The sequence below is a fragment of the Shewanella sp. K8 genome (genome assembly GCF_028823715.1).
Lineage (GTDB): Bacteria > Pseudomonadota > Gammaproteobacteria > Enterobacterales > Shewanellaceae > Shewanella > Shewanella algae.
In genome coordinates this window covers 30,781-44,560 of the sequence record NZ_JAPEHY010000012.1, presented here as the reverse complement: position 1 = coordinate 44,560, position 13,780 = coordinate 30,781, and the positions used below count along the sequence as shown (strand labels likewise).

Genomic DNA, 13,780 nt, shown 5'->3' with positions numbered 1-13,780 from the left:
GGAACCCCCAGCCTAGTTGGGGGACTCTATACAAAAAAGCCCCGCCAAAATGGCGGGGCTGAGCCGTAAGGGAGAATCGGCGTTTTATCAGAACTTCTGATTAATGGTTACAAACCAGGTGCGACCCAGTACGTCGTACAGACCTGTGTTGACATCACGATAGTCAGCATAGTTGTACCAGGTTGGTGCTTCCTCATCGAAGGCGTTATTCACACCCAAGGTGATGGAACCATTCCAGTCGTGGGCGTAGCTTACCTGGACGTTGTGCTTGAAGTAGCTTGGTACGTTGATCAGGTATTCGTTGTTGTATTCAACAGCTCCTGAATCCTGGCCACCTATATAGTAGGTAGTCCAAGCTGCACTCCAGTTATCACGACTCCAGTTGATTGACGCACTGCCACGCCATTCAGGCTTGTCCTGCAGACCGGCTTCATCGAAGAAGTCAGACTCGGCATCGGCCTTGGTCTTATATTCCAGTACATGAGTCATTTCCAGCTTGAGACGGAAATCACCGAAATCAGTTTCCTGGTTGTAGCTGGTGACAAAGTCAATCCCGGAAGTTTCCAGCGTACTCAAGTTACGATACTGGCTGTGAATGGTCTCAATCTTGCCATCGCTGCCACGAATGATATAAGGCGAACCACCATTGGCTTCTTCTTCACGGATCAGATCATCAACATCGACCACTTCAATCTTGCTGTCGTAGCTGATGTCATAGTAAGAAGTTTCAATACTCCAATCGTCAGTCACGTTCCAGACGAAGCCCAGGGTCAAGGATTCACCCTCTTCCGCTTTCAGATCCGGGTTACCGCCATAGAAGGTCTTATATTGGTTACTTGGGCTACAGTAGTTTTCATCGGCCCCGGGGTTGGCACTACACCAGACAGTATCCAGGGTACGTTCAAAACTCAGCGCTTCACCGGAGAACATCTCACCCATATTAGGGGCACGGAAAGACTCACCCCAGCTGGCACGCAGCAACAGAGAGTCAACCGGACGCCAGCTAGCAGAGAACTTGGGCACAACTGAATCGAAGGTTGAAGAGGCAAAGCCGGAAGCTATGTTACCTTCCTGCTCATAGCGCTCATAACGAACTGCAGCGGACAGGTCCACATTGTATGGCAGCGAAGATTGCAGTTCCAAATAGCCAGAACTGCGATCCCGGGTTGCATCAACATCGTCGCCACCCGAACCACCGGAGATAATACCGGCAGCAGATTGCGGGTCACTCAGCTGCACAAACTCAATCATCTCATACTCGGCACCGACAACAGCGGCCAAAGTAATACCGTTGCCTTCATACAGCATGCCGGACAACAGACCATCAAATTGGGTGCTGTTAAATTGCGCCTGATACACACCGGTATGGGCCGCTTGACCATAGAGATCGGCCATCTGCGCATCCCAATCTTCATAGCTCATGCCTGTGGTGTTGAAGACATCATAGTTGCCTGTGTTGATCAGGTCCTGAACGATATTGTCGTTGATCAGGTTGTAGTTGAATGAGTCAGTGGTTGAACGTGTATGCTGGGCATTGATTTCCCAATCGATACCGTTACCCACATCCCAATAACCTACCAACCCGGCCAGGAAGTCGATTGAGTTGGTTTCAGTGGTAGTGTCACGCTCACCAATCTGTACCGAACGCATACGGATCTCAGTGATATCTGTGCCCAATGGGTTCATTGGGTTGTCCGCAGCCATGGTTGGGGCGTTGGTTGATACCGGGGTGCCCGCGTAACGGGTATTGGTTTCACTCAGACTGGCAGAAGCGCGGCCACGGAACTGTATGTCGTCAGTCAGCTGGTAATTGAAGTTAGACAGAATACTGTTGCGGTTCACATTACCAAACAGCTTGGTCACCTTACCAAAGTCATAGTAACAGGTTCCGGCATTGGCGCCGTCGGTACCATCAATAACATTCGGTGCCTGGGAGCAAAGCTCGCTATTGGTATAATTGGCCGATTTACCATCGGCGCCAATATAGGTAGCTCTTGGGATCACACTGTAGGAGCTGATGCCGTTCCAGCTAGGATCATCAAAGCGCCAAACATCTTTATCGTACACAGAGGTAGTATCGTAATGCTCGAACGTCAGGGTGATATTGCCCTTATCTGTGCTAAAACCGGCCGCGACAGAGAAACGTGAAGAATCGCCGCCTTCCACATCAGGTGATTCACCGGTGTAGTTCAGCTCAACACCTTCAAAGTCTTTCTTGGTAATGATGTTAATTACCCCGGCAACCGCATCCGAGCCGTAAACGGCAGAGGCGCCGTCACGCAGAATTTCGATTCGCTCAACAATCGCCATTGGGATGCTGGAAGTATCGGCAACGGTTCCTGAGCTTGAGCTGGTACCCGGCATACGGCGACCATCGAGCAGGATCAAGGTTGCCTGAGAACCCAGACCACGTAAATCCACATCACTGGTGGCACTGGCCCCGGCACCATAGCCGGACATGCCACGCCAGGAACCAAAGCTGTTGATACTGGAGTTATTCAATACATCGGCAACCGAGGTTTCCCCGGTAACCTTAAGATCGGCTGCTGTGATAACAGTAACAGGTGAAGCGGTTTCCATATCCACTTGTTTGATACGTGAACCAGTTACTTCAATACGCTCGACTTTGCCTTCTTTTGCTTCTTCAGCGGTTGCATATCCGCTGAAAGCTATTCCCGTAACTGCCGCAGCAAGTAAACCGCGACGAACTGCCTTTGCAGTTAAACTGATGGAACTCATACTTGTCTCCCTGATGTTTCTTTCTGCAAGAAATATCTGATTATTTTTGTTTTAAACATTGCAAACAAATTGCAACACTCACAAAGATACTCCACAAATAAAACAATACGGTCAACAAACAAAACACAAAAACAACCATTGGGTAACCAATTGATACAAACAAATAGAGCGAAACTGCCAATGAAACTTAAAAACACCTATAAATCAAAATTTTAAAACAAAAATATACAAGCGATACATGTTGAAAAATATGTTTTTATTAAGTTTAAAGGCTCCATAAATTTAATATTTAAGAAACAACTATCTCGTGGCAAAAAAATCACACCGAACCAGAATAAACATTTAGCAAACACCTGAATCAATATGTATCTAACATCATTTTCCCTTTGTTTATTTTAGGCATAAAAAAACCGGCTTATTAAGCCGGTTTTCAAGGTTTGAATACTATTAGAAAGTAAACTCTACCCCTGCATAATATTCACGTCCAATAACGTTATAGTAGGCTCGTGGGTAATGAGGCCAGCTGGACTGGGTGTAATCGATCTCCGGTCCTGAATCAAACAGGTTGTTGATACCGGCAGAAACCTTCAGATTGTCGTAGATGAAGTAACTGGCAGCCAGGTTAACCTCGACATGGCTATCGATTTTCACCGGATAAGTGCTGTCCAGACCTTCGCTGACAAAGTAATCCATCCGCTCACCATTCATGCTGTCGATATACTTGAACAGAATGTTGGTGGAGAAGTCGTTGTAAGACCATCCCAGGTTCAAGTTGGCACGCAACTGAGGCGCAGATCCCTCACCATCGATAAGGTCCAGCTCCTCTGAATCCGGAGTCAGCTTTTCCTTCCAACGGGTCAGGTAAGTCCCTTCCAGGCGGCTGCTGAATTCACCATAGCTCTCGGTTTCATAGCGATAGCCCAGAGAGAAATCGATACCGGCAGTCTCACGAGAAGACATATTCATCGCCTGAGTGTTCACTTTCAGCAACTTGCCATTGCTGTCACGTTCAATCTTGTCGGCAAAGGCATCGGCGTGATCCAGAATATACTGCGCACTCGGGTCATTCACCAGATTGTCGATTTCAACCATCCAGTAGTCCACCGTCAGGTTGATACCTTCATAGTCCCAGACCAGACCCAGGTTGTAGTTTTTACCCTCTTCGGCTTCCAACTCTGGGTTGGCACCGATGGCAATCGGCAAAGACTCAATCTTGTCACATTCACCATAGGCTTCACAGCGCGGAGTGTCGATAACTGTGCTGTAGCCAGTGGTAGGATCGCCAAACAAACGCTGCATATCCGGTGCGCGGAAAGTCTCGGCATACAAAGCACGCAGCATCAGGCTGTCGATTGGACGGTATTCCAGTGACACTTGCGGAGTAAACTGGCCACCAACATCAGACTCATCATCATAGTAGTCATAACGTCCGGCCAGTGTCATGGTCAACTGATCCAGCAATGGCAAGGCCAGCTCGGCATAGGCAGCATACTGCTCACGTTCACCTTCGGCGCTGCTGCCCCCCTTGCCTATGACGCCACCGTTGGAGGTGAAGCTGTCAGACTTATCGTAGAACCACTCCTTGCTGTATTCGATACCCACAGCGTAGGCAGCAGTGCCTCCGGCAAGTTCGAACGCATCACCATTGATACCGGCACTAAAGCTGGACAGAGTAGATTGTCCCTTCTTGTTACCTTCGTAGTTCAGCAGTGCCGCATCTTCAGGAGAGATCACATCCAGCAGAGACTTGCCGCTGTCGCCAGAGGTCAGGTAGTCGAAGGTGCTCTGGTAAGTTGGAGAACCGTTGCTGCGGGATTCCACTGTCTGACGCGCAATAGACCAAGAAGTATCATACTCGATACTGTCGGTCAGGAACCCCTTGGAACCTATGATGAAAGAGAAGTTATTGGTTTCAAAGTCAGAGGTACGTGGCCCCAGCTCACTCATTCGGCGGGTGTAGTAGTAGTCGCCGTCTGCAGCATTGGCAAAGTCACCACCGAATGCAGTGTCCTTGTCAAAAGTTTGGGACAGCCCCTTGTCCTTATTGGCAATGGTGACTTTATCACCGGCTACATTGAACATGAAATCAGTGCCCACTGTCGCAGACTCAATCTCGGTAAAGGTCGAGGAATGAGTGTAATCAATGCGGGAATACAGCTGATGGTCCGCATTCAGCTCCTTGGTGAGGTTGATCATGGTCGAGTAGCGCTTCTGCTCCGGCAGGAAATCACGCTGCTTGGAGCGGTCAAAACCACAGCGGCCATTTTCCATCACCACATAGCCACGGGCCTCACATTCTGCCGGTGACAAGGTCTTGGTCAGCGAAGTTTTGTTGTTGCCGAGGTCCTGTACCAGGTTGGCACCGTAAGAGCTGTAACCTGAGTATGGCTGACCGTCGACAATATCTGTACCCCACTCTGGGCGATCTGTCCCTTTCAGTGCCGTTCTGTCTTCATATTCGGCAAAGAAAGTCAGGTTAGCCGTATCACTGCTGACACCTGTCATGAAAGAGAACTGATTGTTGCGCAGACCACCTTCATCCGTGTCGGAGAAACGGTACTTGAAAGTTGTCTGTTCGACATCTTTCTTGAGAATGATGTTGATAACACCGCCCATGGCGTCAGAGCCGTAAATAGCCGAGGCACCTGTAGTCAGGATCTCGATACGCTCGATCGCACCCAAAGGAATATTGGCAGTATCCACGAAGCTGTCGGTACCACCGGCACCAAAGGGATACTTGGGCACCCGCTTACCATTGATCAGGGTCAGTACCCGACCGGCGCCCACGCCACGAAGGTTGACAGAGGAAGCGGCAGGGGTAAAACCATGTACTTCCTGTTGGGTCATGGAGCCGCCTGAGTTCTGCGACAGGTTACCCAGTACATCCTGAACCGAGTTGAAACCACCTTTCTCAATATCGGCAGCACTCATCACAACAACTGGAGAAGCATTCTCCATATCTGTGCGTTTGATACGGGAGCCAGTAACTTCAATACGTTCTACTTGTTCTGTAGCCTGAGCATCATCGGCGGCATAAACCATTGTAGGGATTGATGTGGAAACAAAAGCAAACAGACTAAAGCGGATGGCCTTAGCGACTGCAGTCTGCGTTGACATATTCTCATTCCTTTTTCAAGCACGGTGGCAGGGAGGGAACACCGTGTTCTTATTCTATGTAATACTCAGCCCCCCAAACGAGAAACATACCAATAACAGCAACATTATCAATCACTTAAATGATAACGAATTGTTGACACCTGGTTTAATTTGTAAAACTCAAGCACCTTATCAATCAAAAACTAATGATATTTTTACAGAACAAATGCCGGCTACAGCCAAGATGTATCATTAGGTATCAAAACATTTTATTTACAACGCTTACTTTTCAACCCGCTGTTAATGCAACGCTTTTGATGAAAAATGTGATGTATGTAGAATTTCACTGCACACAAAAACCAAACAAAAAAGGAGCCATTCGGCTCCTTTTGTCTATTTGCTGTTAATTAACGAGTGCGAGGGCACAGCTCATCAGCAGCAAAGAAGTATGCGATTTCGCGCTCGGCTGATGCCAGAGCATCAGAGCCGTGAACAGCGTTCTCATCGATGCTGTCAGCAAAGTCAGCACGCAGAGTTCCACGGGCAGCTTCAGCAGGATTGGTCGCACCCATGATTTCACGGTTGGCCAGAACGGCGTTTTCACCTTCCAGAACCTGAACCATGATAGGACCAGAAGTCATGAAAGAAACCAGAGCACCAAAGAAAGGACGCTCGCTGTGCTCAGCGTAGAAACCTTCGGCTTGTTCTTTGGTCAGGTGAACCATTTTGGCGGCAACAATTTTCAGGCCGGCAGTTTCAAAACGGTTGTAGATAGCACCAATGTGGTTCTTGGCTACCGCATCAGGCTTAATGATAGAAAAAGTACGTTCGATCGCCATGACTAGCTTCCTTAATCAGCGAGTTTTTAAATTTCGCGCGGATTATACGAAATAAATGCGCCAGATCCTAATCCTATCTCGCAAAGCGCCTGGCAAAATCCACCGGGAGGAGGTACTCAAAGACTCAATGCCGACGCTTGAGCCAAAGGTAACCGCCGCAGAGACAAACCAAAAGTAATAACAAAGGCATAAACTGAGGAAAATGATGAAACAAGCCAACACCACCATGCCCCGAATGTGCCAGCACGGCCGGAGCAAATAATCCAAAACTACAGGCGAAGAAACGTGACATGACAAACCTCCGAAACCAGCACAACAATTTATTAACCAAGCTAATATAGTTGACTCGTGATGGTGATAATTTGACCGGGATCAGTTTTCCGCCAGAGGGGATTACTTTTCCTCGATCCAGCATTGCTGCACGGCTTCGAGAATTTTCTCGCTGCAGTGTTTAGGGTCATCATCGAAGGCTTCCAACGCCAATATCCACTCGTAAAGCTCAGGGAAATGCAGTTGCTCTGGATCCACATCGGGATGTGCCTCCAGCAACTCCAAAGCCAAGTCCAATGAATCTATCCACTTGAGTCCCATGGTTACTCCTGCTTCAGATAAGTACTGACTTTGAGTATAGCGCCGCAGTTGAAGCCTTAATAGCCTTGATTGAGACCAAGATCAGGCTTCGCTTGGCGTCTTGCCCTTACGCCTCTGCTTGGCAATAAACTCTATGATAGCGCCGGCAACATCTTTGCCGGTGGCGGCTTCAATCCCTTCGAGTCCGGGGGATGAATTGACCTCCATCACCACGGGTCCATGGTTGGAGCGTAAAATATCCACGCCGGCAACATTCAACCCCATGGTTTTGGCGGCGCGCACCGCGATTGAACGTTCTTCCGGAGACAACTTCACCAAGGTTGCCGTGCCGCCCCGATGCAGATTGGAGCGAAACTCTCCCGGCAGAGCCTGGCGTTTCATGGCGGCAATGACCTTGTCGCCGAGCACAAAACAGCGGATATCGGCCCCTTGGGCCTCCTTGATATATTCCTGTACCATAATGTTAGCCTTGAGGCCCATAAAGGCCTCAATCACACTCTCGGCCGCCTTACGGGTTTCAGCCAGCACCACACCTATCCCCTGAGTGCCCTCCAAGAGTTTAATCACCAAGGGAGCACCACCGACCATGTCGATAAGATCCGGAATATCGCTGGGCTTATTGGCAAAACCTGTCACTGGCAGTCCTATGCCTTTGCGGGACAGTAACTGCATGGAGCGCAGCTTATCCCTTGAGCGGGAGATCCCCATGGAGCTATTGAGTGTATAGGTAGCCATCATCTCAAACTGACGCACCACAGCCGTGCCGTAGAAGGTAATGCCGGCACCTATTCTCGGGATCACCGCATCGAAGGACGGCAACTCGACGCCCCCGATATGAATACTGGACTGCTGCATACTGATATTCATATAGCATTCCAGCGGATTGATCACCTGCACCTGATAACCCCGTTCCTGGGCGGCCTCCACCAAACGGCGTGTGGAATATAAGGTTTTGTTCTGTGACAAAATTGCAATCTGCATCCAGGTCAGTGTCCCTAAGAGTGAAAAAGACAGCGCATCATACGCCTGCCGTGTTGGAAATCAATCTCTGCACGCCAAGCATAGCAATAAAAAACCGGCCACTTGGGGCCGGTTTTCAAAAGATGTCAGCACTTAACCTTCACTGACCATGTTGACTGTGTATTTGGGGATTTCAACAACCATATCACCTTCAACCACCTTGGCCTGACAGGACAGACGACTTTCAGGCTCCAGGCCCCAAGCCTTGTCCAGCATGTCGTCTTCCAGATCATCGCTTGGCTCAAGCTCATCGAAGCCTTCACGCACTATCACATGGCAGGTGGTACAGGCACAGGATTTCTCACAGGCATGCTCTATGTTGATACCGTTTTTCAGCGCGACATCCAAAATGGATTCACCCACCTCTGCCTCCACCACGGCGCCTTCAGGACACAGTTCTTCATGGGGCAAAAATACTATCTGTGGCATAGTCTCACCTATATGTTATCGACCGACTGACCCTTCAGTGCGGCCCGAATCGAATTGTCCATACGTCTGGCGGCAAACTCCTGGGTCTGCGCATCCACCGCTTCTATCGCCGCTTTGATGGCATCAACATCGCCATTGGCAGCGGTTTCACTCAAATCAGCCATGGCGCGGTCAACCAGAGCGCGCTCCTCCTGGCTAAGCAGTTCGCCATCTTTCGCAAGCGCCGAGTGCAGCGATTCCAGTACCCTGGCCGCTTCCACTCGCTGCTCTGTGAGCATTCTCAGCTCAATATCCTCTTTGGCATTCTGCATCGAATCTTTGAGCATTCCGGCAATTTCAGTATCACTCAAACCGAAGGAAGGTTTAACCTGGATGCTGGATTGCACTCCGGTAGACTTCTCCATGGCGGTGACACTGAGCAAGCCATCGGCATCGACCTGGAAGGTCACCCGAATATGCGCGGCGCCTGCAGCCAATGGTGGAATGCCCTTAAGGGTAAAGCGTGCCAGAGAGCGGCTATCGGCCACCAGTTCACGTTCCCCTTGCACCACATGAAACGCCATGGCGCTCTGACCGTCTTTGAAGGTGGTAAATTCCTGGGCTCTGGCAACCGGAATGGTGGTGTTACGCGGAATCACCTTCTCCACCAAACCGCCCATGGTTTCAATGCCGAGCGACAACGGGATCACATCCAGCAGCAGCAAATCCGAGTCAGGCTTGTTACCCACCAGAATATCGGCCTGTACCGCAGCGCCTATGGCGACCACGCGATCAGGGTCGATTGAAGTCAGCGGCGCCTTGCCAAAGAAGTCACCGACCATTTCCCGCACCAGAGGCACCCGGGTGGAGCCGCCAACCATCACGGTTTCCAGCACCTCGTCAGTATCCACTCCGGCATCACGTAGGGCCTTGCGACAACCCTGAATGGTTTTCTTCACCAGCGTGTTGATCAACTGGTCAAACTCACTGCGACTCACCTCGGCTTCACGCTCACTGCCATCTTTCAGTGTCAGCTTAGCAATAGTGCTGTCGCTATCGGTCAACGCTTCTTTTACCCGCCGGGCTTCCATCAGCAACTGCCGCGCTTCCTGGCTTGAAAGCGACTCCAGCGCCATGCGTTCACGCAACAGGCCTTGCAGCAGCTCATCAAAGTCGTCACCACCCAGGCGAGAATCGCCACCGGTTGCAAGTACCTCAAACACGCCGCGGTTGAGGCGCAAAATAGAGATATCAAAGGTGCCGCCGCCCAAGTCATAGACGGCAATGACGCCTTCCTGACCCGAGTCCAGGCCATAGGCGATGGCGGCCGCAGTTGGCTCGTTGAGCAGGCGTAACACCTTGATACCGAGCAAAGCTGCCGCATCTTTGGTTCCCTGACGCTGGGCATCATCAAAATAAGCAGGCACTGTGATAACCACGCCTTCCAAAGGCCCGCCCAGGGTAGACTCGGCGCGGGCAATCAGGGGGCGCAATACTTCTGCAGACACCTGAACCGGATTCATCTTACCGGCGCAGGTCACAAACAGAGGCAGACCGTTTTCACTGGCTTCAAACTGATAGGGGAAAGCTTGCTCACCGCTTTGCACATCGGCCAAAGAGCGGCCCATGAAACGCTTCACCGACACTATGGTGTTTTCAGGATCCTTGGCCGAATCGGCCAGGGCATCGTGACCCACACGAACACCCTGCTCGCCATAGTGCACCACAGATGGTAATGAATGCCGGCCTTGCTCGTCGGCCAGCGTGCTCGCCTCGCCGCTGCGAACCGCAGCAACCAGGGAGTTGGTAGTACCCAAGTCTATCCCTGCGGCCAATCTGTGTTGGTGAGGAGCGGCCATTTGGCCGGGTTCAGCAATCTGCAAAAGTGCCATAGTCTTCCATCTTGTGTTTAAAAAGTTGGCCCAATCAAAAATTGAGCCAACCGTAGGAATATGCTTGAAGGCCGAAGGCGACGTCAGTCGAACAGCGCATCCTGGGCCCGCTGCAGTTCATCCTGCAATTTTGCCATAAACTTCAACTTGCGGACTTGATCTGCCGCGGCTATTGCGTCGGCCTCTTTGGAACTGTGAAGTTGGTTACGCAGCAGCTCTGTCACCTGCTTACGGTAAGCCGCAAATGAAACATCGAGCTCATCGATATCGCTCTGGGCATCGCCGCTCTGGCCTATCTCCTCCAGCGCTTCACGCCATTCCATCTGCTGCATCAAAAAGGCGGTGTCTTTAACCGTGGTGGTCTCGTGACTGATATCCACACCTTTGAGCGCCAACATATGTTCGGCCCGACGGATAGGATCTTTCAGGGTCTGAAAGGCGTCGTTTATCTGGGCAGTGCGGGAAATGGCCAGCAGTTTTTGCTGTTCACTGGCGTTGGCGAACTTGTCGGGATGCACCGCCCGCTGCAGATCGCGATAGCGACTGGCCAGCTCGGCGGTGTCCACATCAAAGGAGGGAGTTAAATCAAACAGCTCGAAATAATTCATATACTCTCAAGGCGGCGGTGAAACTCAAACCGTGAAGCTCTCACCGCAACCACACTCACCTTTGGCGTTAGGGTTATTGAATTTAAAGCCTTCGTTGAGTCCTTCCTTGACAAAGTCCAGCTCGATCCCCTGAAGATAGATGAAGCTCTTGGCATCTATGATGATGTTGACACCATCTATGTTGTAAACCTCATCATCTTCGTTGAGTTCGTCGACAAATTCCAGAACGTAAGCCATCCCGCTGCAGCCTGAAGTCTTAAGCCCCAAGCGCAAACCTATGCCTTTTCCTCTGTTGCTTAGAAAGGCACGGACACGCTCGGCGGCGGCAGGCGTCATAGTAATAGCCATCTTAACTCCTGGCGTTATTTAGCTTGCTTGGACTTGTACTCTTCCAGAGCCGCCTTGATGGCGTCTTCGGCCAGAATAGAACAGTGGATCTTCACAGGTGGCAGAGCCAGCTCTTCTGCAATATCCGTGTTCTTGATGGCGGCCGCTTCCTCGATGGACTTGCCTTTTACCCATTCGGTCACCAAAGAGCTTGATGCGATTGCGCTGCCACAGCCGTAAGTCTTGAAGCGAGCGTCTTCAATGATGCCCTGGTCGTCAATCTTGAGCTGCAGTTTCATCACGTCACCACAGGCAGGCGCACCCACCATGCCGGTCACTACGGATGGGTCGTTCTTGTCGAAAGAACCTACGTTACGCGGGTTCTCGTAATGATCTATCACTTTTTCACTGTAAGCCATGATACTGCTCCAAATTCATCTATCCGCGGGGATCAGTGGTGTGCCCACTGCACCTGGTTGAGGTCCACACCATCTTTGAACATTTCCCAAAGTGGTGACATTTCTCTCAGTTTGCCAATAGAGTTTTTAATGGTTTCGATTGCGTAGTCGATCTCTTCCTCGGAAGTGAAACGACCGATGGAGAAACGAATTGAGCTGTGCGCCATCTCGTCGTTCAGCCCCAGGGCACGCAGCACATAGCTGGGCTCCAGACTGGCAGAAGTACAGGCCGAGCCGGAAGATACGGCCAAGTCCTTGAGCGCCATCATCAGCGACTCGCCTTCCACATAGTTAAAGCTGACGTTCAAGCTGCCGCAGGCACGTTGCTCCATATCGCCATTGAGATAGGTTTCTTCGATATCTTTGATACCGTTCCACAGCTTGTCGCGCAGATAGCGAATACGTTCGTTATCTTTTTCCATATCGGCTTTGGCAATGGCTGCCGCTTCGCCCATACCCACAATTTGGTGAGTCGCCAGGGTGCCGCTGCGCATACCACGCTCATGACCACCGCCGTGCATCTGGGCTTCCAGACGAATACGAGGCTTACGGCGCACATACAGGGCACCTATGCCTTTAGGGCCATACATCTTGTGACCCGAGATAGACATGAGGTCGACCTTGGTCTTTTGAATATCGATAGGCAGTTTACCGGCACTCTGGGCAGCATCCACATGGAAGATTATGCCTTTGCTACGGCACAGTTCGCCGATGGCATCAATATCGTGGATCACGCCAATCTCGTTGTTGACATGCATGATGCTGACAAGAATGGTGTCGTCGCGCATGGCCGCTTCCAGGCGCTCCATGGGAATAATACCGTTGGCTGCAGGTTCCAGGTAAGTGACCTCGAAACCTTCACGCTCCAGCTGACGGCAGGTATCCAGTACGGCCTTATGTTCTGTCTTGCTGGTGATGATGTGCTTACCCTTCTTCTGGTAGAAGTGGGCAACACCTTTGATAGCCAGGTTGTCAGATTCAGTGGCGCCGGAGGTGAACACGATTTCACGGGGATCGGCATTGATCAGCTCCGCGACCTGGTTGCGGGCAATATCCACTGCTTCTTCGGCCTGCCAGCCGTAGCGGTGTGAACGGGATGCGGGGTTACCGAATACACCGTCCATTGTCATGTACTGTACCATTTTGTCTGCAACCCGGGGGTCTACAGGCGTTGTTGCGGCATAATCCAAATAGATAGGAAGCTTCATTACACACTCCGTACTTCGCAGTCTCGGCCGAGGCTACATACAACGTACATTATTCGTTTTTATATCCACCAGAGGATCAGCTCAAGCGCTGACTCTCTGCTCCTGCTGCATCTTATCTTGCTTTACCGAGATGAACTGTACATCCCGTTTCTGCATCAGTGCAGCAAGGCTGATGCCATTTAAAAAGTCAGAAATCTGTTTGCTCAGGTCACCCCAGAGCGAATGCGTCAGACAGCGGGTGCCACTCTGGCAATTCCCCTGCCCCTGACAACGGGTGGCATCGACAGATTCATCTACCGCATGTACCACCATGCCCACCGAGATATCATTGGCTTCCAGTCCGAGGCGGTAACCCCCACCGGGACCGCGCACACTGGCGACCAAGCCTTGTTTTCTCAGTTTGGCAAAGAGTTGTTCTAGATAAGAAAGGGAAATCCCCTGGCGCTCGGAAATATCTGCCAGCGGTACCGGCCCCTGCGCCGAATGTATGGCCACGTCCAGCATGGCTGTCACTGCGTAGCGACCCTTAGATGTAAGTTTCATAAAACGACCACGGCTCCCAAACAGGTATGTGGGAATTTCAACATACCCGAG

Annotated in this window: 12 protein-coding genes; all 12 read right to left on the bottom strand. The window is 50.9% G+C overall.

Annotated elements, in window-relative coordinates; genetic code table 11:
* Nucleotides 1–87 precede the first annotated feature (87 nt).
* A complete protein-coding gene (locus ON072_RS08455; protein WP_261753059.1) occupies nt 88–2,739 on the bottom strand; it encodes a TonB-dependent receptor in 2,652 nt (883 codons plus the stop codon).
* Between the two features lie 447 nt (nt 2,740–3,186).
* A complete protein-coding gene (locus tag ON072_RS08450) occupies nt 3,187–5,856 on the bottom strand; it encodes a TonB-dependent receptor (protein WP_025889464.1) in 2,670 nt (889 codons plus the stop codon).
* Between the two features lie 386 nt (nt 5,857–6,242).
* Nucleotides 6,243–6,674, bottom strand: coding sequence for a nucleoside-diphosphate kinase (gene ndk / locus ON072_RS08445; RefSeq protein WP_025011497.1), 432 nt, complete (start codon nt 6,672–6,674; stop codon nt 6,243–6,245).
* 393 nt (nt 6,675–7,067) lie between these two features.
* Nucleotides 7,068–7,265 carry a Fe-S cluster assembly protein IscX gene (gene iscX / locus ON072_RS08440; RefSeq protein ID WP_123116589.1) on the bottom strand — a complete coding sequence of 66 codons (198 nt, stop codon included), beginning with the start codon at nt 7,263–7,265 and terminating at the stop codon, nt 7,068–7,070.
* Between the two features lie 81 nt (nt 7,266–7,346).
* The gene (gene rimK, locus ON072_RS08435) at nt 7,347–8,246 is read right to left on the bottom strand and encodes a 30S ribosomal protein S6--L-glutamate ligase (protein WP_025011495.1); all 900 of its coding nucleotides are present in this window, start codon (nt 8,244–8,246) and stop codon (nt 7,347–7,349) included.
* Nucleotides 8,247–8,378: 132 nt separating this feature from the next.
* Complete coding sequence (gene fdx, locus ON072_RS08430; protein ID WP_025011494.1) at nt 8,379–8,714, bottom strand: ISC system 2Fe-2S type ferredoxin; 336 nt, start codon at nt 8,712–8,714, stop codon at nt 8,379–8,381.
* Between the two features lie 8 nt (nt 8,715–8,722).
* On the bottom strand, nt 8,723–10,585 hold the full coding sequence (gene hscA, locus ON072_RS08425; RefSeq protein WP_219160939.1) for a Fe-S protein assembly chaperone HscA: 1,863 nt from the start codon (nt 10,583–10,585) through the stop codon (nt 8,723–8,725).
* Between the two features lie 83 nt (nt 10,586–10,668).
* Nucleotides 10,669–11,193, bottom strand: coding sequence for a co-chaperone HscB (gene hscB, locus ON072_RS08420; protein WP_025011493.1), 525 nt, complete (start codon nt 11,191–11,193; stop codon nt 10,669–10,671).
* Between the two features lie 24 nt (nt 11,194–11,217).
* A complete protein-coding gene (gene iscA, locus ON072_RS08415) occupies nt 11,218–11,541 on the bottom strand; it encodes an iron-sulfur cluster assembly protein IscA (RefSeq protein WP_025011492.1) in 324 nt (107 codons plus the stop codon).
* 14 nt (nt 11,542–11,555) lie between these two features.
* The gene (iscU, locus tag ON072_RS08410; protein ID WP_025011491.1) at nt 11,556–11,939 is read right to left on the bottom strand and encodes a Fe-S cluster assembly scaffold IscU; all 384 of its coding nucleotides are present in this window, start codon (nt 11,937–11,939) and stop codon (nt 11,556–11,558) included.
* A gap of 32 nt (nt 11,940–11,971) precedes the next feature.
* The gene (locus tag ON072_RS08405) at nt 11,972–13,186 is read right to left on the bottom strand and encodes an IscS subfamily cysteine desulfurase (RefSeq protein WP_025011490.1); all 1,215 of its coding nucleotides are present in this window, start codon (nt 13,184–13,186) and stop codon (nt 11,972–11,974) included.
* A gap of 81 nt (nt 13,187–13,267) precedes the next feature.
* Entirely contained in the window at nt 13,268–13,729 is a 462-nt protein-coding gene (gene iscR / locus ON072_RS08400) for a Fe-S cluster assembly transcriptional regulator IscR (RefSeq protein WP_025011489.1), read from the bottom strand.
* Between the last annotated feature and the right edge of the window lie 51 nt (nt 13,730–13,780).

What these genes read in the sequence shown, in the direction of transcription:
- hscB (WP_025011493.1), bottom strand. Translation starts at nt 11,193, where the DNA reads ATGAATTATTTCGAGCTGTTTGATTTAACTCCCTCCTTTGATGTGGAC.
- iscR (WP_025011489.1), bottom strand. Translation starts at nt 13,729, where the DNA reads ATGAAACTTACATCTAAGGGTCGCTACGCAGTGACAGCCATGCTGGAC.
- iscA (WP_025011492.1), bottom strand. Translation starts at nt 11,541, where the DNA reads ATGGCTATTACTATGACGCCTGCCGCCGCCGAGCGTGTCCGTGCCTTT.
- iscU (WP_025011491.1), bottom strand. Translation starts at nt 11,939, where the DNA reads ATGGCTTACAGTGAAAAAGTGATAGATCATTACGAGAACCCGCGTAAC.
- iscX (WP_123116589.1), bottom strand. Translation starts at nt 7,265, where the DNA reads ATGGGACTCAAGTGGATAGATTCATTGGACTTGGCTTTGGAGTTGCTG.
- ndk (WP_025011497.1), bottom strand. Translation starts at nt 6,674, where the DNA reads ATGGCGATCGAACGTACTTTTTCTATCATTAAGCCTGATGCGGTAGCC.
- ON072_RS08455 (WP_261753059.1), bottom strand. Translation starts at nt 2,739, where the DNA reads ATGAGTTCCATCAGTTTAACTGCAAAGGCAGTTCGTCGCGGTTTACTT.
- ON072_RS08450 (WP_025889464.1), bottom strand. Translation starts at nt 5,856, where the DNA reads ATGTCAACGCAGACTGCAGTCGCTAAGGCCATCCGCTTTAGTCTGTTT.
- ON072_RS08405 (WP_025011490.1), bottom strand. Translation starts at nt 13,186, where the DNA reads ATGAAGCTTCCTATCTATTTGGATTATGCCGCAACAACGCCTGTAGAC.
- hscA (WP_219160939.1), bottom strand. Translation starts at nt 10,585, where the DNA reads ATGGCACTTTTGCAGATTGCTGAACCCGGCCAAATGGCCGCTCCTCAC.
- fdx (WP_025011494.1), bottom strand. Translation starts at nt 8,714, where the DNA reads ATGCCACAGATAGTATTTTTGCCCCATGAAGAACTGTGTCCTGAAGGC.
- rimK (WP_025011495.1), bottom strand. Translation starts at nt 8,246, where the DNA reads ATGCAGATTGCAATTTTGTCACAGAACAAAACCTTATATTCCACACGC.